The sequence below is a fragment of the Kribbella flavida DSM 17836 genome (genome assembly GCF_000024345.1).
In the GTDB taxonomy this organism is placed as follows: Bacteria; Actinomycetota; Actinomycetes; order Propionibacteriales; family Kribbellaceae; genus Kribbella; species Kribbella flavida.
Window position 1 is genome coordinate 1581235 of sequence record NC_013729.1, and the last position, 21529, is coordinate 1602763.

The 21529-nt window shown below is 68.6% G+C and carries 19 protein-coding genes; 13 read left to right on the forward strand and 6 right to left on the reverse strand.

All coding sequences use genetic code 11. The features are described 5' to 3' along the window. Positions 1-3 precede the first annotated feature (3 nt). Entirely contained in the window at positions 4-828 is an 825-nt protein-coding gene (locus KFLA_RS07375) for a helix-turn-helix transcriptional regulator (RefSeq protein ID WP_012919150.1), read from the reverse strand. Between the two features lie 133 nt (positions 829-961). On the opposite strand from KFLA_RS07375, the gene KFLA_RS07380 reads away from it, so the two are divergent. The 5 genes from KFLA_RS07380 (at position 962) to KFLA_RS07400 (ending at position 5896) form a co-directional block, all read left to right on the forward strand. After that, positions 962-1816, forward strand: a complete 855-nt coding sequence (locus tag KFLA_RS07380) for a helix-turn-helix transcriptional regulator (RefSeq protein WP_012919151.1) — start codon at positions 962-964, stop codon at positions 1814-1816. A gap of 108 nt (positions 1817-1924) precedes the next feature. Beyond that, entirely contained in the window at positions 1925-2770 is an 846-nt protein-coding gene (locus KFLA_RS07385; protein WP_012919152.1) for an SDR family NAD(P)-dependent oxidoreductase, read from the forward strand. Positions 2771-2858: 88 nt separating this feature from the next. Then, entirely contained in the window at positions 2859-3635 is a 777-nt protein-coding gene (locus KFLA_RS07390; protein WP_012919153.1) for an SDR family oxidoreductase, read from the forward strand. Beyond that, entirely contained in the window at positions 3636-5054 is a 1419-nt protein-coding gene (locus tag KFLA_RS07395; protein ID WP_012919154.1) for an amidohydrolase family protein, read from the forward strand. It abuts the gene before it with no gap. Between the two features lie 26 nt (positions 5055-5080). Further along, complete coding sequence (locus KFLA_RS07400) at positions 5081-5896, forward strand: SDR family NAD(P)-dependent oxidoreductase (protein ID WP_012919155.1); 816 nt, start codon at positions 5081-5083, stop codon at positions 5894-5896. Between the two features lie 630 nt (positions 5897-6526). Here the strand turns inward: KFLA_RS07400 and KFLA_RS37300 are convergent. Then, the gene (locus KFLA_RS37300) at positions 6527-6754 is read right to left on the reverse strand and encodes a hypothetical protein (RefSeq protein ID WP_148256568.1); all 228 of its coding nucleotides are present in this window, start codon (positions 6752-6754) and stop codon (positions 6527-6529) included. Positions 6755-6854: 100 nt separating this feature from the next. Between KFLA_RS37300 and KFLA_RS37305 the strand changes: the two genes are divergently transcribed. The 4 genes from KFLA_RS37305 (at position 6855) to KFLA_RS07420 (ending at position 11211) form a co-directional block, all read left to right on the forward strand. Further along, positions 6855-7415 carry a hypothetical protein gene (locus KFLA_RS37305; protein ID WP_148256569.1) on the forward strand — a complete coding sequence of 187 codons (561 nt, stop codon included), beginning with the start codon at positions 6855-6857 and terminating at the stop codon, positions 7413-7415. A 1153-nt stretch (positions 7416-8568) separates the two neighbouring features. Next, positions 8569-8865, forward strand: a complete 297-nt coding sequence (locus KFLA_RS07405; RefSeq protein WP_012919156.1) for a transposase domain-containing protein — start codon at positions 8569-8571, stop codon at positions 8863-8865. A 648-nt stretch (positions 8866-9513) separates the two neighbouring features. Continuing rightward, the gene (locus tag KFLA_RS35410; protein WP_012919157.1) at positions 9514-9888 is read left to right on the forward strand and encodes an Atu4866 domain-containing protein; all 375 of its coding nucleotides are present in this window, start codon (positions 9514-9516) and stop codon (positions 9886-9888) included. 135 nt (positions 9889-10023) lie between these two features. Further along, positions 10024-11211, forward strand: a complete 1188-nt coding sequence (locus KFLA_RS07420) for a polysaccharide lyase family 7 protein (RefSeq protein ID WP_202797092.1) — start codon at positions 10024-10026, stop codon at positions 11209-11211. A 47-nt stretch (positions 11212-11258) separates the two neighbouring features. Here the strand turns inward: KFLA_RS07420 and KFLA_RS07425 are convergent, their stop codons facing one another. Continuing rightward, positions 11259-12206, reverse strand: coding sequence for a LysR family transcriptional regulator (locus KFLA_RS07425; protein ID WP_012919159.1), 948 nt, complete (start codon positions 12204-12206; stop codon positions 11259-11261). Between the two features lie 89 nt (positions 12207-12295). Here KFLA_RS07425 and KFLA_RS07430 point away from each other — a divergent pair, with 89 nt between their 5' ends. Further along, positions 12296-12991: an MBL fold metallo-hydrolase gene (locus tag KFLA_RS07430; protein ID WP_012919160.1), complete on the forward strand. Its 696-nt coding sequence runs from the start codon at positions 12296-12298 to the stop codon at positions 12989-12991. Positions 12992-13048: 57 nt separating this feature from the next. On the opposite strand, the gene KFLA_RS07435 is transcribed toward KFLA_RS07430, so the two are convergent. Continuing rightward, positions 13049-15847: a TIM-barrel domain-containing protein gene (locus tag KFLA_RS07435; RefSeq protein WP_012919161.1), complete on the reverse strand. Its 2799-nt coding sequence runs from the start codon at positions 15845-15847 to the stop codon at positions 13049-13051. Between the two features lie 85 nt (positions 15848-15932). Next, a complete protein-coding gene (locus KFLA_RS07440) occupies positions 15933-16445 on the reverse strand; it encodes a GNAT family N-acetyltransferase (RefSeq protein WP_012919162.1) in 513 nt (170 codons plus the stop codon). Between the two features lie 97 nt (positions 16446-16542). Between KFLA_RS07440 and KFLA_RS07445 the strand changes: the two genes are divergently transcribed. The 3 genes from KFLA_RS07445 to KFLA_RS07455 all read left to right on the forward strand — a co-directional run bounded on the left by KFLA_RS07445 (position 16543) and on the right by KFLA_RS07455 (position 19499). Then, on the forward strand, positions 16543-17517 hold the full coding sequence (locus KFLA_RS07445; protein ID WP_012919163.1) for an ArsR/SmtB family transcription factor: 975 nt from the start codon (positions 16543-16545) through the stop codon (positions 17515-17517). 139 nt (positions 17518-17656) lie between these two features. After that, a complete protein-coding gene (locus KFLA_RS07450; RefSeq protein ID WP_012919164.1) occupies positions 17657-18607 on the forward strand; it encodes a carbohydrate ABC transporter permease in 951 nt (316 codons plus the stop codon). Between the two features lie 10 nt (positions 18608-18617). Further along, positions 18618-19499 carry a carbohydrate ABC transporter permease gene (locus KFLA_RS07455; RefSeq protein ID WP_012919165.1) on the forward strand — a complete coding sequence of 294 codons (882 nt, stop codon included), beginning with the start codon at positions 18618-18620 and terminating at the stop codon, positions 19497-19499. Positions 19500-19543: 44 nt separating this feature from the next. On the opposite strand, the gene KFLA_RS07460 is transcribed toward KFLA_RS07455, so the two are convergent. Then, complete coding sequence (locus KFLA_RS07460) at positions 19544-21502, reverse strand: DUF4832 domain-containing protein (protein ID WP_012919166.1); 1959 nt, start codon at positions 21500-21502, stop codon at positions 19544-19546. Positions 21503-21529 lie beyond the last annotated feature (27 nt).

Genomic DNA, 21529 nt, shown 5'->3' on the forward strand with positions numbered 1-21529 from the left:
TGGTCAGTTGTGGGTGACGAGCGTGCTCAGCAGGGTGAGGGCGTCTGCGGAGGGGGAGCCGGGCTCGGCCGGTTCGGCGATCAGGTGCTGGCCGGGGTGGTCGGTGAGCGAGAAGCGTTGCGGACGCAGCTGCAGGAGACCGACGTCGGGATGGAAGTAGGAGCCGCCGCGCGAGATCCGGCCGCGCGGATCACGGCCGGCCCACAGCTGCCGGAACTCGGCGCTGGCGATCGACAGTTCGCCGACCAGGTCCCGTACGCCTTGCTCGTCCGGAGTCTCCTGCGCGGCCTGGCGCAGGTCGTGCACGGCGGCGCGCGCGGTGGTGCGCCAGTCGCGGAAGAACTCCCGCCCCGCTGGGTCCAGGAAGATCATCCGTAGCAGGTTGTCACCGAGGACGAACCGGTTGTGCAACGCGGTTGCCAGCGGATTGCGGGCCAGCACGTCCTGGAAGCGGCCCATGACGTAGGCAGGCGCCACGGTCCAGTCGTTGAGCAGCCGGAGTACCTCCGGAGCAGCTCGTTCGATGCGGTGCGGGCGGGTCCGTCGCGCCACCGGGCGCGCCAGCCGGTACAGCTCGAGCGACGCCGCCTTGTCGAGGCGCAGCGCGCGGCACAGGCTCGCCACCGTCTGGCGGGTGGGGTGGAGCTCCTTTCCCTGCTCCAGGCGGGTGTAGTGGCCGACGCTCAGGCCGGCCAACGTCGCCACCTCGTCGCGACGCAGTCCAGGGACGCGGCGGTTGCCCCCGCTCAGCCCGACCTGCTCGGGACGGAGATCCGCGCGCCGCGCGCGCAGGAAGTCGCCCAGCGGGTTGGTCTTGTCACTGTCCATGACCCCGAGGTTAGGCGGGAGACAGGGCCGGATCCGTTGCTCAGCCTGGGCACGTTACACCCTGGATACGGAGGCAGCAGGGCGTCGTGGACAACCACCCCGAACTCCTGGGCGGACCGTCTAATCTTGCGGCATGAGCGACAGCACACCGCTGGGCGACTTCCTGCGCGCCCGTCGCGATGCCCTCAAGCCGCAAGACGTCGGACTCCCGGAGTACGGCCGCCGCCGGGTCAAGGGGCTGCGCCGGGAGGAGGTGGCGATGCTGGCAGGGATGAGCAGCGACTACTACGTACGGCTGGAGCAAGGCCGCGAGTCCAGTCCTTCTCCGCAGGTCGTCGAGGCGGTGGCGCAGGCGCTACGGCTGGATGCCGTCGCCACCGAGCACCTGTGGCGGCTCGTCCAGGCGCCGGAGTCGCGCCGCTGGAGCCGCGCGGAGGAGACGCCCGTCAGTCCGCAGCTGCTGCAGCTCATGGACGGCTGGTCCACTTCTCCGGCCTTCGTGCTCGGGCCGGCGCTGGACATCCTTGCGGGCAACACGCTGGCGACCGCGCTGCACGAGGCGTTCACCCCGGCGGACAACCTGGCGCGCATGGTCTTCGTCGACCCGGCCGGGCGGGACTTCTACCAGGAGTGGGAGCGGGCCGCGCACTCCTGCGTGGCCGAGCTACGTTTCGCCTACGGTCACGATCCGGAGTCGAGGCGCATCGCCGAGGTGGTGGCGGACCTCTCGGCGCAGAGCCCGGAGTTCGCCGAGCTGTGGGGCCGGCACGACGTGAAGCCGAAGACGCAGGAGGGCAAGCACCTGCGGCATCCGGCGGTCGGCGACCTGCACATCCAGTTCTCGGCGTTCACCGTCAACGGCGCACCCGACCAGCAGCTCGTCGTCTACCAGGCCGAGCCGGCGACCCCGACCGCGGCCGCGTTCGACCGGCTGCGCGAGCGCGCCGAGCAGACGCTGAGCGCGGACGCCGAGGCTGTTCCTAGGTAGAGCACTCCCAGGAAAGTCGCGGACTTCTTCGGCCCTGGCGGCCTCGACAGACTCATGACTGTCAGCGGCGGAAACTCTCCGCCGAAGCCACGGCGAAAGAAGGACATCATGGCCACCTGGTTCATCACCGGAGCCTCCCGCGGTCTGGGCGCGGAGATCGCCCGGGCCGCCCTGGCCGGCGGCGACGACGTCGTTGTCGCGGCCCGCGACCTCGGCCGGCTGCCGGACGACCTGACGACGTCCGACCACGTGCTCGGCGTCGAGCTGGACGTCACCCGCTCCGAGCAGATTCCCGCCGCCGTGCAGGCCGCGGTCGAGCGGTTCGGCGGGATCGACGTCCTGGTCAACAACGCGGGCCGGGGCCTGCTGGGCGCGGTCGAGGAGATCACCGACGCCGAGGCCCGCTCGCTGTTCGACCTCAACGTCTTCGCCCTGATCGACATGACCCGCGCCGTGCTGCCGGTGATGCGTGGCCAGGGCGCGGGCAAGATCGTCAACATCGGTTCGCGGTCCGGTTTCGAGGGCGAGCCGGGCGTGGGCCTGTACTGCGCCTCGAAGTTCGCGGTCGCCGGCCTCAGCGAGTCGCTGTCCAAGGAACTGGCGCCGTTCGGCATCCAGTCCATGGTGGTCGAGCCCGGCGTCCTGCGGACCGACTTCCTGGACGCCAGCTCGCTGTCGCTGCCCAGCTCCCGGATCGCCGAGTACGACGGCACCCCCGCCCACGTCACCCTGGACTGGGTCGGCACCGCCAACCACACCCAGCTGGGCGACCCGGTCAAGAGCGCGGCCCTGATCCACGAGGTCACCTCGCAGGACCAGCTGCCGACCCACCTGTACCTCGGTCCGGACACCCTCGACCGGCTGCAGGTCAAGCTCGACCAGATCGAGCAGGACCTGGCTCCGTGGCGCGAGAAGTCCGCCGCCACCGCCCACGACGACGCCACCGCGGCGTAACGCTCCGCCCGGTCGAAGCGCACCACCCGCCGGAGTCGGTTCCGGCGATTCCCTCCCCTGTCATCCGAACTCCTGAAAGAGGTCCGTCATGTCTGCTCTGCTCACAGGTACTCCGCTGGCCGGCCGCGTCGCCGTGGTCTCCGGCGCCTCCAGCGGCATCGGCGCTGCCACCGCCCAGCGGCTGGCCGAGCTCGGCGCGAACGTCGCCGTGCTCGCCCGGCGCAAGGACAAGCTGGACGCGCTGGTGGACTCGATCCGGGCTGCCGGCGGGACCGCTCTCGCCGTCCCCGTCGACGTCACCGGCCGGGACGCCGTCCAGGCCGCGGCCGACCAGGTCGCCGACCAGCTCGGCACCGCCGACCTCGTCTTCAACAACGCCGGCGTCCAGCTGATCTCCGGCATCACCGAGCTCCGGATGGACGACTGGCAGCGCCAGATCGACCTGAACGTCACCGGCGTGATGAACGTCATCGGCGCCTTCCTGCCCCAGCTGAGCGCGACCGCCGAGGCCGGCCGGCCCGCCGACCTGATCACCACCTCGTCGATCGCGGCGACCCGCATCCTGGAGAAGTTCTCCGTCTACTCCGGCACCAAGGCCTACATCAGCCACCTGACCCGCCTGCTGCGCGTCGAGCTCGGACCCAAGAACATCCGGGTGGCGACCATCGAGCCCGGCATGGTCGACACCGAACTGCCCGACCACGTCACCGACCCCGACGCCACCCGGCTGATGGCCGACCTGATCGCGCAGATCGACGTACTGCAGTCGACCGACGTCGCCGAGACCGTGGCCTTCATGACCGCCCTGCCGGCGCACGTCAACCTGACCGAGATCACCATCCTGCCGACGGCGCAGGTGATCTGAATGAGCAACAGCATGACCACTCCGATGTCCGCAGCCGCTGTGCTGGACCAGTTGCGCAACCGGTCCGCCGACCCCACCCGGCGCATCCTGCTGACCGGTGCCGCCATCGTCACCATGGATGCCCAGCTCGGTGTCCTGCCGCACGGTGACCTGCTCGTCGAAGGTGACAAGATCGTTGCTGTCGGCCCTGACCTGCGCAGCGACGGCGTCGCCGACGGCACGCTCGTGATCGACGTGACCGGCTCGATCCTGGCCCCGGGCTTCGTCGACACCCACCGCCACGCCTGGGAAGCGCAGCTGCGCCGGATCATGCCGGACGTCAACGACCTGGGCGAGTACGTGATGTCCACCCTGTCCGGCATCGCCCCGGCGTACCGGCCTCACGACGTGTACGTCGGAACCAGGCTCGCCGCGTTGACCGCGATCGACAGCGGCATCACCACCATGCTCGACTTCTCCCACAACTCCCGCACCGCCGCGCACTCCGACAGCGCCATCCAGGCTCTGCTCGACACCGGCATCCGCGGCGTGCACGCTTCCATGCGGCCGCACTTCGGTGAGTGGGACGGCCAGTGGCCGGCGGACCTGACCCGGCTGAAGGAGCAGTACTTCGGCTCCGACGACCAGCTGGTCACGCTGCGCCTGGCCACGCTGGCCACCGACGAGATCGCCGGCCCGGACCTCGCGTACGGCGACCGGCTGGGCCGGGTCGCGCGCGACCTGGGCGTCGGGGTCAGCGTCGACGCCGTCTTCGGAGTGCCCTCGTCGAACGCGATCGTGTCCTGGGCGGAGGACGGGCTGCTGGGGCCGGAGGTCTCGCTGATCCACTGCACGGGCCTGACTGCGGATGCGTGGCAGGCGATGGCCGACACCGGCACCGCCGTCTCGCTCGCGCCGACCTCGGACGCCCAGATCGGCCTGGAGAGCGCGATCCCGGCCATCGACGAAGCGCTCGGGGCCGGGATCCGGCCCGGGCTGAGCATCGACGTCGAGGTCGCCCTGGCCAGCGACATGTTCACCCAGATGCGAACCCTGCACGCGATCCAGCGGATGCGCGCGGTCAACGGCGCTTACGGCACCACCGCGACGCCCAGCCGGATCGGCGTCCGGGACGTGCTCGACTTCGCCACCCTGCAGGGCGCCCGGTCGATCGGGCTCGGTGACGTCACCGGCTCGCTCACGCCGGGCAAGCAGGCCGACCTGCTGGTCGTCCGCGCCGAGGACCTGAACAACATGCCGCTGAACGACCCGATCGGCACGCTCGTGCTGGGCTCCGATCCGCGCAACATCGACGCGGTCCTCATCGCCGGTGAGGTCCGCAAGTGGGCCGGCACCGTCCTGGACGTCGACCTGCCGACGCTGCGGGACGAAGTACGGGAGTCCCGGGACCGCGTGCTGCAGACCGCGCGCACCGCCTGACACCCACGCAACGAAGGGAAATCGTGATGACCGACCGCGCAGCCGAGCGCACGATCGTCCTCACCGGGGCGACCAGCGGAATCGGCTTGGCCGCCGCGCAGCAGCTGGCTCGCGACGAGTCCACCCACCTCATCCTGCACGGGCCCGAGACCGAGAGCGCCGTACAGCCCCTGCTGTCCCGGCTCGGTGGGAAGGCCAGGATCGACTACCTGCAAGCCGACTTCGACAACCTGGACGAGGTCGTCACCCTGGCCGGCCGGGTCCGCGACCTGACCGGGCAGGTGGACGTCCTGGTCAACAATGCGGGCCGGCCCGGACCTGGCGAACGCAAGCTCAGTGCCAACGGCTACGAGACGACCCTCCAGGTCAACTACCTGGCCGCGGTACTGCTGACGGAACACCTCATGCCGCTGCTGCTGGAGCGACCGGGTGGCCGGGTGGTGCACGTCTCCTCGGCAACCCACCTGTCGGCCGACCTCGAGCTGGACGACCTCCAGCTCGAGCGTCACCCCTACAGCCCGACCATCGCCTACGCCCGGTCGAAGCTGGTGATGATCATGCACGCGTTGTGGCTTGCTCGGCAGCAGGCCGCACCCACGATCGTCAGCATCAGCCCAGGTGTCATCAGCACCGGTCTGCTGCACGCCATGTACGGCGTCGGCGGTGCACCGACCGAGCACGGCGCCCGCAACGTAGTCGAGGCCGCAACGGCGTCCGGCGTGACGTCCGGCGCGTACCTCGACGACGGCAGCCCCGCACAGCCGAGCCGATCCGCTCGCGACCACGCCGCCCAGGACGAACTGCACCAGCTGACCACCGAACTGCTCAAACCCTGGCAGTGACCGAAAGGACCACCACCATGATTGGCAAGAACCTGCTCGTCCTCGGCCTCCTCACCACCCTGGCCGCGTGTGTCACCGACGGGGTCGGCGCGGACCGTTCGGGTTCACCTGCTGGGTGGTATCGCGGCGGAGAGCACCCGGACGTGGTAGCCACGCCAGAGTTCAGTGCAGCAGGCCGCGCCGAGGGTCGCGCGCGATAGCCGGGCCAAGGATTGTGCACCAGCCTGGTCTCGGCGGCCGGCGGACCTCTCAGCGACTCGCGCTCGATCAGAGCGAGTGGCGAGTCGCTGCGGCTTCCGATCACGGCAAGACGCCGACCCCGTTCAGCGCGAGCCAGGAGCAGCTAGTTGTACCGGGTTCGCCACGCTTCTGACCGCCCCCACAGTCCGCGATGACAGCGGAAACCTGTACCGATACCGCCCGAGTAGGCTGCGATCCAGCGATGAGACACGCGCAAGGGAGACGATGCTGACGGCCTTGTCCGGAACTACCGAGTTCGAGCGCGGCAATCGTCCTGGCCACTGGAATGTGGATTAGCCGCAAGACTGAGGCGCTGCGCGGACCGTGAATATTCAAAAGCGTCCGCGCAATGGATCCCGACCCGGTCGATCCCGATCGGCGGGTCCAGGATCACGTCGAACCTCGCGGAGCCGGAAACGACGTCGTACGCGCCCTGACGAGTTGACCCGCCAGCAGCGTCAAGGCCTCTTCGGGCGGTGACTGCAAATCAGCGTCCAGTTGCACTAGCCGCTGCCGCGACGCGTGTCGGAATCCGGCTTCCTGAGCAGCCTCGATCTCCGAAAATTGCGGGTGACAGGTATGTACCAATTCGATCGTCGCGATGGCGAGTTCGCGCATCCGTGCCAGCGTTCATCGGCACTTCCGTCATCTACGATCAGCACTCCAAGGCCATCGATGGTCGCGACGATGTCGCGGAGAAAAACGATGAACCAATCGGGTGATTGCCACCCTCCATGATGATGGCTTCGGCGCCGTGGACGCCCGGCCGGACGCGGCCCGCGCCGAGCGAATCTCTGTGGACGACCGGGACAAGGGCAACTTCGGTACGTTCGCCGATCCGGACAGGAGCAATTTGCAGATTCCCAGCAGAGTGACAACGGTGGAAACTGAACAATTGCTGCGCCCGGCCGCGCGGTGTGTCCGCCGACCGGGCTCGCAGCCGATGAAGTTCTCGACCGGCATACTGACTGATCACCGGGCGGATGCTGTGACGTCTGCCAATATCAATGAACTACTGAAGCGAGGTCGCGCGGATCGACAGTGGACGCCTGTCTTAGACGCAGTAGAAGGTCACGAACGATCTGACACCAGCTCTTTGTTCGGTGAAAGTGGCATCGAACGCGGTCTGATGAGGATCGTCCCGAATATTGTCGATTGTCCATCCTCCGGCTGTGCCGTTCACGCTGTATCCGCTGAATCGGAATCCGATGTACCATCTCTGCGGGTTCGAACAGAAACCGATCCGTTCCGGATCGGCTCGAGGCGCATTCCAGCTTGAATTTCCCGCGACAGCGGCTTGGGTGTGAAGGGTCGCGGCGCCGACCAGGAGTAGTACGCCCGCTGCGGCTCGGAATGAATTCTGCTTCATGAAGCTCCCTTGGTTGGAAAATTTGAAAATTGACTCGGAGTTCAAGAATCAAGGCGGGTCCAGAATTCTTGACCTTTCGCTCGGGCGGAGAAACTCCGCGACGACTCGGCGTCCGTCGATGGTCATTGCGACAGATGCGTCTGCCGGAACGTCTTACTAACTTGAGAGAACGGCCTTCGAGCAGACCGCGGCCCCGCTGCGTGGTTGGATGGAGTGCGGTCGATCCGCGGCGCTGTGAGGTGATCAGTCCGGCCGCGCGCAATACCGCAGTGTGATAGCTGATGTTTGCAGGGCTGATCCTGAGTCCTGCGGCGGACGCCCGTCACCTTGAGGCGCTCATGCTTGCGTGCGGCGATCACCATACGACGGCTGCTAGCATCATGTAAGCACTCATGGCGGTTGATTGTCGCTCCAGGCCTGTCGAGCTGTCGAGGTGCCAGAACGGCCCCAGGTTAGTGATTGAGCACGGTCCGGCGCTAACACTTCAATCTGAGTTCAAGTGTTTGCGGTGAGTCTTCAAGTGAGGTGGGGTGAATGGCAGATCTTGCTGCCCACTGAAAGGTAACTCACCGATGCGGAATTTGTACCGTGCCGTCGCCGCCAGTGCTGTCCTCGCGGCTGGGGTGATCGTATCCGTCCCGCCGGCCTCGGCCGGCAATGGAGATTGGAACGCTCCCCGTGCGCACCCGGAGCGCAGCACCTTCTGCGCGAATCCCCAATGGTGGTACCCCGGTTCGCAGATGCGTGGTTATAGCAACAATGGTACGTACGGCCTCTGGGTCGTTACTGCTGTCCGGGACGATCCGCACCAGACCGCGATCGATGCCGTCTTCCGCACCGCAGTTCAAGATTCGAGAGTCACGTGGTATTGTTGAACGAATGATCGGCTGGGAGAGTTGAATACAGCGATCAGGTCTCCGGTTGATTGAGCTTGCGAGGGATGAGCCGCGCACGGCCGGATTCTGACCCAATGCCATGTAGCCTCAGTCGACCAAGTCGCTGACCTGGTCGGTTCGGTTCGGCGTGGTCGTTTGGGGTTGTGGGGCTGGCACGGTCACTGGTCATGGGGGATGGTGTGGTGGTGCGGCCGGATCAGGCGTCGCTGGGGGTGCTGGACCGGTGGAACTGCTGGAACGCGGCATGGAGTGTGCCGACGGTCAGTGCCATCACCCAGGCCCGGAAATGGTTGGGTCGTTGCGTGTTCCCGGAACTGTTCGAACGTGCCTGCGGCCCGGTCGTCAGCGAGGCCGGTCTGACCGCCGAGGCCGTGGCGTTGGGCACCGCGCGTGGGTCGTTTTTGCGCCGGTGGCGGCTGCTGGCCATCGACGGGTTCGAGATCGGACCTACCTCACCGCACTGATCGCGCCCACCATCCGCGGGCGCCGCCGCGAGCGTCTGCTCGCCGCCGCCCGCGCCGACGCCGACCTCAGCGACATCAACGCCGTCTCTGAGGCGTTCGACGACCGCGGACTCGCGGTCTCGATGACTCTGGCCAGGTGGATGACCCGACGAGCTGGCCGCCGCCTACCAGCAGTGATGGGAAGAAGAGACCGCGAACGACCAACTCAAGACCCATCTGCGCGGCCCCGGGCGGGTCCTGCGAGCGAGGCTGCCCGACCTGGTCCATCAAGAGATCCCGACCTGGTCCATCAAGAGATTGGGCCTCCCTGATCGTCCACCACGCCATCAGCGCGTTGACCGCCCAAGCCTCCGCAGCCGCCGACCTCGACCCCGGCTCGATCTCCTTCGCCAAGGCCCTACGCCTGATCCGCCGTACCGCCACCGAGGCTGCGGACATTTCCCCCTGAGGCCGGCGACCCCGACCGCGGCCGCGTTCGACCGGCTGCGCGAGCGCGCCGAGCAGACGCTGCACGCGGACTCCGGAGCTGTTCCTGGGTAGAGCACTCCCAGGAAAATCGCGGACTTCTCCGGCTCTGGCGGCCTCGACAGACTCATGACGGTCAGCGGCGGGAACCTCCCGCCGAAGCCACGGCGAAGGAAGGACATCATGGCCACCTGGCTCACCACAACCATGATCAGGAAAAATCTGCTGGTCCTCGGCCTCCTCACCACCCTGGCCGCGTGTGTCACCGACGGGGCCGGCGCCAGCCAGCCCTCCGCCACACCCTCCGCCACCTCGTCTGCCGATCCACACCCGTACGTCGGGATGTGGGTGACCGCCGACGGCCGCATCCGCCAGGAGCTCCTGCCCAACGGCCGGTACGAGGAAGAGCGTGACGGCCGCGCCCGGGCCTACACCGGCCGCTACACCGTCACCGGCACGCACCTGGACTACTTCGACGACCTCGGCTTCACCGCGACCGGTGACGTCCGCGACGGAGTCCTCTACCACGAGCACCTCGTGCTGTACCGGGAGCGCTAGAACGGCAACGCCTCGCTCTCCGCACGATCGGTGGCAGTTACCGGTCAGGGCGCGGGCGGTGGGCGGCCAGGTCCGCACACTCGGTGGTGCCATCCGTTGTCTACAAGCGAGGTTCCCATGCGAAGAGTGTGTCGGGTGATCGTGGCCGCTGGGCTCGCGGTCGGGTTGACCGCGGTGACCGGCTCGGTAGTGTCGGCCGCGGGGCGGCTGCCGGTGGCCGTCGCCACCGCCAGCGCGCACGACGGCAATGTCCCCGCCAACACGCGGGACAACGATCTGAGCACCCGGTGGTCGGGTCAGGGCGACGGGGCCTGGATCCGGTACGACCTGGGGTCGCTGCGGACCGTCGGCTCGCTGTCGATCGCCTGGTACCGAGGGGCGAACCGGAAACAGACCTTCGACATCGAGTCGTCGCGGGACGGGGCGACGTGGACGCCGGCCCTCGCGCGCAAGGTCAGCAGCGGCACCACCGTGCAGCCGGAACGCCACGACTTCGCCGACCGCTCCGCCCGGTACCTGCGCATCGTCGGCCACGGCAACACCGAGAACGACTGGAACAGCGTCACCGAGATCTTCGTCAACGGCCCGGACGGCGGTGGCGGTGGCGGCAACGGTGGTGGCGGGGGCGGCGGCAACGGGGGCGGCGGCGGCAGCTGCAAGTCCCCGGCCGACGTGCTGAACCTGCGCAACTGGTACATCGGACTCCCGATCGGCGAGAACGAGAGCCCCAAGAACGTCGAGCAGCCGCAGCTCGCCACGTTCTCCGTCGACCCGTGGTTCGTCGCCACCGCCAAGTGCGACGCGGTCCGGTTCCGAGCGGCGGTCAACGGCGTGACCACGAGCGGGTCGAACTACCCGCGCTCCGAACTGCGCGAGATGTCCGGAGCGGCCAAGGCCGGCTGGTCGTCCACCTCGGGCACCCACACGATGGTCATCGACCAGGCGATCACCGCCGTGCCGCAGGGCCGGCCGTACGTGGTCGCCGGCCAGATCCACGACGGCAGCGACGACGTCACGGTGTTCCGGCTGGAGGGCAACCGGTTGTACGTCACCGACGGCGACACACCGCGGCACAAGCTGGTGACCGACAACTACGTGCTCGGCACCCGGTTCCAGGCCAAGTTCGTGGTCAGCGGCGGTGAGATCAAGGCCTACTACAACGGGATGCTGCAGACCACGCTGACCAAGAACTTCTCCGGCGGCTACTTCAAGGCCGGGGCGTACACCCAGGCCAACTGCGGCAATGCCTCACCGTGTGCCGACAGCAACTTCGGTCAGGTGGAGATCTACGGGCTGACCGTGACCCACAACGGCACGTCGTAGTTGCCACGAGCATCGACTGCTCCGTCGTCATCGACGGAGCAGTCGGCTCAGGAGTCCACCGGCAGGAAGTCCGGATCGGGGATCCAGTGGTCAGGATCTCCCGCAGCCGGCAGGACGGCGGGGCGCAGGGTGGCGATCAGCGTCTGCAGCAGCGGACGCGGATTGCGGCGATGCCACACCACCGACCAGGGCAGCAAGGGCGTCGGTGCCACGATCGGGACCCTGCGCAAGCCGGAGCCGCCGGCGTCGATGCTCATCTCGCCCAGCCCGACGGCCCGCTTCTCGCGGAGGAACTCATCGACGAGATGGCCCTGGCCGATCGCCGGGGCGGTGAAGCGCAGCGGTACGTCGAACCGTTCGGCCAGCCGGGTCAGATAGCCCCGCCACTCGGCGGCGCCCGCCGGGTCCGGCATCGAGATCCCCCACTCCCGCAGGTCCGCGGGCCGCAACTCGCTCTTGCCCGCCAGCACATGGTCCTCGGGCAGGAACGCGTGCAGCGGCTCCAGGTGGACGAGTCGATGAGCCAGCTCCGGCGGCCACGGCCAGGGCAGGTCGTGCACACGCCCGAACGCCGCGTCGAGCTCCTGCCGCCGGACGGCCGGGAGCGCGACGGCAAGACCTTGCCGCATGCTCAGCTCGACGCGGAGCCGGGGATCCCGATCGCTCGCCTCCCGCAGCAGCCGCAGCGGGGTGAAGCGTTCGTCGTACACGTCGACGCGCAGCGGATCCTCGCTGACCTGGATCGCCGCGACGGCTCGGTCGAAGGCGGTCACGGCTTCCACGGCGAGCGGTAGCAGGCGCCGTCCGGACGCCGTGAGCTCGACCGTCCGGGTCGTGCGGTCGAAGAGGGCGGTGCCCAGTGCCTGCTCGAGCCGGCGGATGCGCTTGGACAGTGCCTGCTGGCTGAAGAACAGCCGCTCGCCGGCGCGTCCGAAGTGCAGCTCCTCCGCGGTGACGAGAAAAGCCCGCAGGCCTTCGATGTCCGCTGTTCCCATCCGGTCAGCTTCGGCCGACAACCGTTGGTTGTCAATTGCCGGCCGATCGGTGTTGGACACCTCCATCGCCGGGCGGCTTTGCTGGTGCTGTGGAGATCATCGAGGTCCGGCCCCAACTGCACCTGCTGCTGCTCGAGTTCGGGCAGGCGTACCTGTGGAACGACGCCGGCGTACTGACCCTCGTCGACAGTGGCATCGCCACCTCCGGCGGTGAGATCGCCGAGGCCGTCGAGCGGCTGGGGTTCCGCCGCAGCGACGTACGGAAGGTGGTGCTCACCCACTTCCACGAGGACCACGCAGGTGGCGCGGCCGAGGTCAGCTCGTGGGGTGACGTCGTCGTGATGGCGCACCGGCTGGAGGCTGCGGTGATCCGTGGAGAGGTGCCGGCTCCGCCGCCGAACTTCACCGACGAGGAGCGCGCACTGCACCGCAGTCTCGGCGCACATCTGCTTCCCCCCGCGCCGCCGTGCCGGGTGGACCGTGAGCTCGAGGACGGCGACGTGATCGACTTCGGCGGAGGCGCTCAGGTGATCGCTACGCCGGGGCACACCGACGGCAGCATCGCGATCCACCTTCCGGCCGCGCAGGTCCTGTTCACCGGCGACACCGTGGCACACGTGGACGGGCAGGTCATCCCAGGGGTGTTCAACCTCGACCGCGACGAGATGCTGCGCTCGTTCGGCAAGCTCGCGGCGCTCGGCCCTCGCCTGGCCTGCGTCGGTCACGGCGCTCCGATCGAGAACGCTCATCAGGCCCTCGGTGCCGCCGCGGACCTTGCGGTCTGAGGCGCGCCCCCGGCCAACGCCCTCGTCGAGGAAGCGTTGGCCGGGGGGCCGGCGTGTTCAGTGGGCTGGGGTGACTCTGCCGTGCAGCGTGATGGCGTGGGCCGAGCGGACGGACAGCCGGCCGGTGGTGGCGGTCACCGTGCGGGTGGTTCTGTCGTACGACCAGGCCGTCCTGGGCAGCAGCCGTCCGTCGACGGACACCGCGGCCGGGGCCTTGCTGTTCGACAGGCGGAGGGTGTACGCCCGAGCCGATGCGGCGCCCGGGTAGCTGCCGGTTGTACGGCCGATGGTGAATGTGCCGGCCCGGTCGTGCCATGACAGCCGAGTGGTTGCCGACTGCCCGCGCTGGTAGCCGGTGCCCTCACCGGCGTCCTGGTAGAGGGTGAAGCTGCCGTTGGCCCCGGCGGCCACAGTGGCGGTCAATTGGGTCAGCACGCCCTGGGACTGGTTGTCGACGTAGTCGGTCCGGGTGGTGACGATGCCGCCGCCCTTCACCAGCACGGGCATCCGGGACAGCGGGGCGCTGATCGTGACGGTGGACGGCCCGGTGTAGCTGGCTCCGGTGAAGTAGTCGGTCCACGTGCTCGGCGGTACCCAGACCGAGGTCGAGCCGACACCGTCGGAGTTCGGCGAGGTGATCGGCGCGACGAGCAGGCTGTCGCCGTACAGGTACTGGCCGGGCACGGCGTACGCCGCTTCCTGCGCCGGGTACTCCAGGTACATCGGCCGAACGATCGGTACGCCGGTCGCGTGCGCCTGCTGGGCCATCGTGTAGGTGTAGGGCACCAGCGCTTCCCGCAGCCGCAGGAACTTCGTCGCGCTGTCCGCCGCCTCGGTGCCGTACTCCCAGGGCAGCCGGTCCGCGTGGTCGGAGTGCAACCGGTCGATCGGCTGGAACGTGCCGAACTGGACCCAGCGGGCGTACATGTCGTCGGGCAGGTGGTCGCCGTGGAAGCTGCCGACGTCGTGGCTCACGTTCGACAGCCCGGCCGCGGCCTCGTCGGCGGTGTACCGCACCGCGTAGCGCAGGAAGTCCCAGGTCCCCGGCGTGTCCCCGGTGAACTGCAGGGTGTTGCGCCGCTCCGACCACGGGCCGATCGGGTAGGAGCTCTCGATGCCGCCGTACTCCGCCCCGCCGATCCGGGCGAACGAGAACCCGCGCAGGCCCCGCCGGGTGGCCGCATCGGCGTACGCCTGGTTGATCAGGTTGTCGGGGGCAACCTGTGGGTCAGATGCGGTCGACGCACCGCAGTAGCTGCAGTAGTCCAGCCACCAGGCGCGCACACCCTGCTGCTCGAACGGCTTGTGCAGCTGCTGGTACGCCGCCAGCTGGGCCGGCTTCGACCAGTCGAACAGGTGCGGCCGGACGTGCGTCCACGCGGACGTGTCCAGCTCGAGTCCACCGGCCGCCGCGTTGGTCTCAGCGAACTTCGGATCGTCCTCCGCGATGGTCGGGTGCACGTTCAGCGCCACCGACAACCCCTGCTGCTTGGTCCAGTCCATGAACGTCTGCGGCTTCGGGAACAGCGACGTGTTCCAGTTCCAGCCGTTCCAGCTGTTCGGCGCCTTGAAGTCGGTGTCGAGGACCAGCCAGTCCACCGGGACGCCGGTCGAGCGGAACTTGGGCAGCAAGGTGTTCTGGTAGTCGTCCGCGCTGTACGGGTGGTAGCGCGAGTACCAGACGCCGTACGCCGACTGGGGGAGCAGGTTGGTCCTGCCGGTCAGCACGTTGAGGTCACCCAGGGCACGCTTGTAGTCGCGGCCGTAGCCGAAGAGATAGCCGTCCTGATAGGGATGGGTGCCGTGGGTCGGCCGGGCGCGGACCTCGTGATCGGCCGTCAGCACAGCGGTTCGGGTGTCGTCGAGCAGGTACCAGCCGTCGCGGTTCAGGATCCCCGGGTGCTGGTGAGCAGGGACTTGGCGCGGATTGTCCAGTGAGCGGCTCCAGCCGCCCAGGGTGCTGGCCGGGCCGGCGCCGTACGCGGTGGTCAGCAGGCCGGTTTGCGCCGCCGGGTAGTCCGTCACCGACGTGGGGGTCACGGCGAGGCTGTCCACGTTCACTCGACCGCTGTCGCCGTCCTTGAAGAGGATGCCGACGGTGTTGGTGCCGGCCTTCAGGTCGACCGTGGCGGTGGCCGTCGACCAGGTGTCCCAGGAACCGGTCGGCGGCAGCGTGAGACCCGGGCCCGCAGCGCCGTTCACCTGCGTGGACAGGGTGCGGGTGGTGTTCTGCCCGTCTCCGCCGGTGGAGTTCGCGTACCGGACGGCGAGGCGGTAGGTGCCGGCCGCCGGTACGCCGGAGACGTTCACGGAGATGCCCGCACCGGCCTTCTCGTAGCCGGCGACGAATCCGGAGCCGGTGTGGCCGGTGTGGTCGTACGCCGTGGAGGCCTTGCCGAGCAGCGCGGCGTTCTCGCCTTCGCAGGCGGTCGCCAGGGCGCAGTACGAGGGAAAGGCCGGGCTGGCGGTGACTCCGTTGCCATGGACAACCATCGAGACGTTCGACCGGGTGAACGGGCCGCTGCCCTGCCGGTAGCGCAGGGTCAAGGCGCTGGTGCGGATCTCGCGGAAGCCGCCGGGGGTGACCCTGGTCGTGAAGGGCGTACGGGACAGGGGGCGGTTGACCACGGTGAAGGTGGTCGCGTCCTGGAACGACCGGTCGCCGGCGTACTCCAGCCGGATCAGGGTCGGAGTCAGGACCTGGAATCGCGCGTTGCCGTCGGTCACCACCCCCTGCACGGTGTCCGCGACGGCCACGGACGAAGGCGCCGGCGCGGCGAGCGCCGTACCGGCGAGCAGGGACAGGCAGCTCGCCGCAGCGAGCACTCGCAGATTTCGGGCAGGCAGAAGCCTCATGGAAAACCTCACGCGGTCAGCGGCAGGTGCCGGGGCGGGTGACCTGGGTTCAGCCTTTGAATTAAGGCATCTACAACGATGGAAGTCAAGGGTGCCGAGGGGCGCCGGTGTCCAGCAGGAGCCAGGTGTCCGGGGTGTGGTCCGGGTGGCCCGGGACCGGGCGTTGTTCTTCCGTCCAGGCCGGGCCTACCGCGGCGGTGGCGAGGCGGCGCCAGAAGCGGGCCGCGCCGGGATTCTCCTCCTGGAAGGCGATCGACCAGCGGCCCGGCCGGTGGTGCAGCAGCTCCAGCGCCGCTCGGTGACCGACGGTCCGCCGGCGCAGCGCGCGGACCACGAAGAACGCGCCGATCGAGGTCGAGCCGTCGGGCAACGGCCGGGTGGTGGCGAACCCGGCCAGCGTCGCGCCGTGATGGATGAGGTAGACGCGCCGTTCCGGGTCGCTGAAGAACAACGGCAGGCGTTCGTAGCAGAAGATGCCGTCGGCATCGGGTGTGTAGCCGCGGAACTCGGACAGGTCGTGGCGCTCGAGCTGCCCCAGCCGCTCGACCACGGCGCGCTGCTCCTCGCCGACTTCCTGGACGGTGACGACCTCTGTCATTGCCTGCTCCTTGCGTGTGTTGTCCGGACCGAAGGTGTCTGCTGCAGCATCCGGGTCCGGGGGACGAGGTCGTTAGGCTTTCGCTCGGAGGCGAAACATGGGCTGGTGGCAGTTGGACGCGGACACCTTGGCCAGAAGCCGGTTCGTCGTCTCGGAGTTCACCGAGACGGTCGCCGGACTGGCCAGCTTGACGCGTGGATCGGCAGCGCACCCGGGCGAACGTGCCTGGCTCGCCACGCACCTGTCGCCGTACCGCCTGCTGCTCGAGCGTGAGCCGGTCACGGCCCAGCTGGTCCGCGCTGCGTTCAGCGCGACCTGGATCGCCGACTTCCTGACCCCGACGCCGCCCGCTGAGGGTGAGGTGCCGTTCGCGGACGAGGTCGCCAGGGTGCGGGCGACGCCGACCGAGACCGTCTGGGCAGATGTGGCCAGGGCGACAGGCGGTCCGCTTCCCGGCGAGCTCCGGCGGACGGACCTCGCCGCGAGAGCCGCGGACCTGCTCGAGTGGGTCTGGCTGGAGACCGTGGCGCCGTACTGGGCTCAGCGCCGGCACATTCTCGAAGCAGACATCGTCGCTCGCACCCGGCAGCTCAGCCTGGGCGGCTGGGCGGCCGCGATGGACGACCTGCGGCCGGAGATGCGGTGGCTCGGCGCCGGTCGGCTGCGGATCAACAGCCACGCCTACCCGCCCCGGGACATCTCCGGTGCCCAGCTGTTGTTCGTGCCGGTCACGCCGGGGCGCGGCTGGGTCTCCTGGGACGAACCCCACCGGTACGCGCTGGTCTATCCGTGCTCAGGTGTGCTCGCTGAGCACGGCAGACCGCCTGCACCAGCGGCACTTGGCAGACTGCTCGGACCGGCGCGCGCGGAGATCCTCGTTCTGCTCGAGTCGCCGAAAAGCACCACCCAGTTGGTGGCGCTGACCGGTCTCGGTCTCGGCTCGGTGGGTCGCCACCTGCAGATCCTGCTCGACGCCCACTTGGTGATCCGGCGCCGGGCGGGCCGCTCGGTGCTCTACAGCCGCCTCCCGGCCGCCGATCACCTGATCGCCGCGCAGGATTCCATCTCCTGACCGACCCGGCGATCAGGCAGCGCTGAGCTACGCGCTGAATATGATTGGCTGTTGACAAATTTTCGCTAGCCCGCATCATTATTATCCGACGGGCGGCCCGAGGGGCGCCGACGTGAGGGCGACCCGAGGAGGACCCGGCATGAACGCGGTGGGGACCCGGCTCGATGCCGGGGTGGCGCAGTACCCGGCACTGACAGGCGGCGATCACAGCCGGCCGAGGCGGCGGGACGATCGACGGGTCGGGTGGCTGTTCCTGCTGCCGGTGATCGTCGGGTTCCTGGTCTTCTACGCCTATCCGACGGTCCGTGGGATCTGGTACTCGCTGACCGACTACAGCCTGCTCAACGACCCGTCGTACGTAGGCGCCGACAACTACCGGCAGCTGATCGACGACGAGCAGTTCTGGAACGCGCTCAAGGTCACGGCGTACTACGTCGTGCTGAACATCGTCTCCCAGACAGCCCTCGCGCTGGGCCTCGCGGCCTTGATGCACCGCCTGACCCGCTCGGTCGTGCTGCGGGCGGCACTGCTGGTTCCCTGGCTGGTCCCGAACGTGACGATCGGGCTGCTCTGGGCCTGGCTGCTGGACCCCGACCTGGGATTCGTCAACCGGATGCTCGGCTCGGTCGGGCTGGACACCACGCTCTCGTTCAACTCCCCGCTGTGGGCGATGCCGCTGGTCGCCCTGGTGAACAGCTGGGCCTACACCGGCTACACCGCCCTGCTGCTGTACGCCGGGATGCTGCAGGTCCCGCAGCACCTGTACGACAGCGCGGCGATCGACGGCGCGGGCGAGCTGCGGATGTTCCGCTCGATCACCCTGCCGCTGCTGCGGCCGGTGCTGGCGCTGGTGCTGGTGGTCTCGCTGATCGGCTCGTTCCAGATTTTCGACACCGTCGCGGTCGTGTACGGCGGGAAGGCTCCGATCCCGGAGACCCGCGTCATCTACTACTACATCTACCAGCAGGCCTTCACCTACTTCCACATGGGCTACGCCGCCGCGGTCGCGATGGTGCTCGTGGTCGTGCTCGGCCTGCTGACTGTCGTCCAGATGCGGATGCTGCGTGCGTCCCGCTCGGACCTGAGCTGAGGAGCCTGCGATGTTCTCCCGCACCAGCATCGGCCGGGGCGTCGCCTGGGCCGCACTCGCGATCGCGCTCGCGCTGACGATCTTTCCCTTCTACTGGATGATCCGTACCGCGCTGACTCCCGCCGCCGACCTGTTCAGCGGCTCGACCGCGCTGTGGCCGCAGAACCCGACCCTGATCAACTTCAGCCGTGTGCTGGGGCTGGTCGGTCCCGAGGAAGCACGGGCCGCGGGCGGATCCGGTGCCCACATCAACTTCCTGCGGTACACGGTCAACTCGCTGGTCTACAGCGGCTCGATCGCGGTCGTGCAGACCTTCTGCTGCGCGATGGCCGGCTACGCGTTCGCCCGGTTGCGCTTTCCCGGCCGGGACCTGGCGTTCGGCGTCATCATCGCCGCGCTGATGGTGCCGCCGATCTTCACGCTGCTGCCGAACTTCGTACTGGCCAAGCAACTGGGCCTGCTGAACACGATCCCGGGCCTGGTCCTGCCGAGCCTGCTGATGACGCCGTTCGCGGTGTTCTTCCTGCGCCAGTTCTTCCTGTCGATTCCGCGCGAGGTGGAAGAGGCCGCGATGCTCGAGGGCGTCGGCCCGTGGGGCATGTTCTGGCGGATCGTGCTGCCGATGAGTCGGGGTCCGCTGATCACGATCGGCCTGACCACGATCGTCTGGAGCTGGAAGGACTACCTGTGGCCGTTGCTGGTCGGCAAGGGGGAGGACACCCGGGTCCTCACGGTGGGGCTGGGAGTGTTCCTCCAGCAGTCGCCGAACCGGGCGCCGGACTGGACCGGACTGATGGCCGGATCGGTGCTGTCGGTCGTCCCGGTGCTCCTGCTGCTGATCTTCCTGGGCAAGCGGCTGGTGGAGTCGCTGAACTTTTCCGGCCTGAAGTGACGGCGGGTGGCCCCGGACCTGGTAGGTCCGGGGCCACCCGGTGGTCAGCTGATGGTGATCTTGTCGAGGTCGGGCGCCCACCCGGTCGGGTTGGCGATCGTGATGGTGTTGGCGCCGGCGGCCAGTGGCACGGTGAGACTGCGGGTGCCGACCGTGTTCCAGTCGGCGGTCGCCGGGAAGTCGACGCTGATCGGTGTCCCGCCGTTGACCTTGACGGTCGCCGTCCGCGCGACAGCGGACAGGTAGGACACGGTGAGCGTGCGGTTTCCGCCGGTGGCGCTGGTGACGTTGTTGAAGGCAACCGTTGCGCCGTTGCCGACGTAGCCGACCTTGGCGCCGCCCGAGCAGCCCGTACAGGGTGCGGTGACGGCCCCGCCGGTCAGGGTGTTGGCCGGGTTCTCGGCCTCCACCGTGGAGGCGCCGGCCGCGGACCCGACGGTGATGGCCCCGAGGCTGAGCCAGCCGTCGGCGTTCTGGGTGGCGTTGGCGAAGCGCAGCTTCTTGGCGTTGGCGTTGACGGCCTCCAGCGGGTTCTTCACCCGAAGCACCAGTTGGTAACCGGCGTTGGCGACGCCGGAGAGGTTGACCGTCGTGTCGAAGTACTGCGGGTAGCCGAAGTCCCGGTACGTCGGGTCCGCGCCGACGCCCCAGTCGGGAAAGGCCCGGATCCGGCGGGGCATCACCGTGCGCAGGTCCCAGGAGGTGTCCCAGGACTTCACCACGGTGCCGGCGCTGTTCTTCAGGCCCAGCGTCACCGTCCACGGGTAGTAGAACGGCGCCACCCCGGTGTTGCTGATCTGGACCCCGACCTTGGCGGTGCCGGACACGGAGTTCGGGTAGTAGGCGTTGGTGACGGTGAGGTTGTAGCCCATCAGCCGGACGGCGGCCGCGACGTTCGGGTCCGTCGGGCTGTAGCCGGAGCTCTGCTCGTTCATCTTCCAGGTGGCGTGCTCGAGCTCGATGCACGCCTTCATGTTGTCGACCTGGCCCGAGCCGCCCGGCCAGTAGTTGAACGCCTGGGACTGGATCTCCGGCCGCACCTCACCGCCCATCGAGTTGGTGATCCACTTGTTCTCCACGCCCTGCTCGAGGGCCCGCTGGAGCTGGGAGTAGCTCGCACCACCCAGCGACGCCGGCAGGGTCACCCCGGCCAGCGGACTGCCTTCGCGGAAGCAGAACGAGTCGTCGTGGTAGCCGATGTTCAGACCGTTCGCGGCGGCACCCCCTGAGCCTGGGTACCGTACTTCGAGCTTGGTGGTGTTGAAGGCGTTGTCGAAGGCCTGCAGGATCTCGGTGCCGTGGGCATCGGTCGGCATGTAGTTGGGATAGCCGTCCGCGGTGTCGGTGTCGTACGGCCAGGTGTGCCACTCGCCCCACAGGCCGACCAGGCCGGTGTGGATGAAGCCGACCCGCGGATCCCCGTCGTACCGGGCACCGAACGCGGCGATGAAGTTCTTCACCGCGGTCAGCAGGTAGGCGTTGTCGTAGTCCGGGCTGGTGGTGCCCCAGTAGGTGTTGGTGCGGTAGGGGACCCGGCCGTCGAAGCAGCGGGGGATGGCGTTGGCGGGATGGGTGCCGGAGCCGCCGGGGTACTCCATGTAGATCCGCATCGCGACCTGGTTGCCGTACGTCGCGCTCTCGTTGAGGGCCTGGTCGACCAGCGACCAGTCGTAGGCGCCGCAGTTCGAGGCGTTGGTCATGATCTCGGAGAGCCCGAAGTACGTCCAGGTGAGCGAGTGCGGGTAGCCCTGGTTCTGGTTGCTGCCGGGAGAGTAGAAGCGGGCGAAGCCCTTGAGGGGGTTGTCGACCGGGCCGTCGGCCGCGGCGAGCGGGTGCACGGTCAAGGACGGGTCAGGGGCGGCGGGAGCCGCCGGCCTGGGCGGCGGACCTTGCGGGGCGGCTGCCGCGGGTGCCGTCGGCGGCACCGTCAGCAGTGCCCCGAGGGCCAGGGCGATGCTCGGTAGCAGGGCGGCGCGGTATGACCGCGCCAGGAGGGATGGCATGGGCGGTGACCTCCAGGGTTGGGTGAT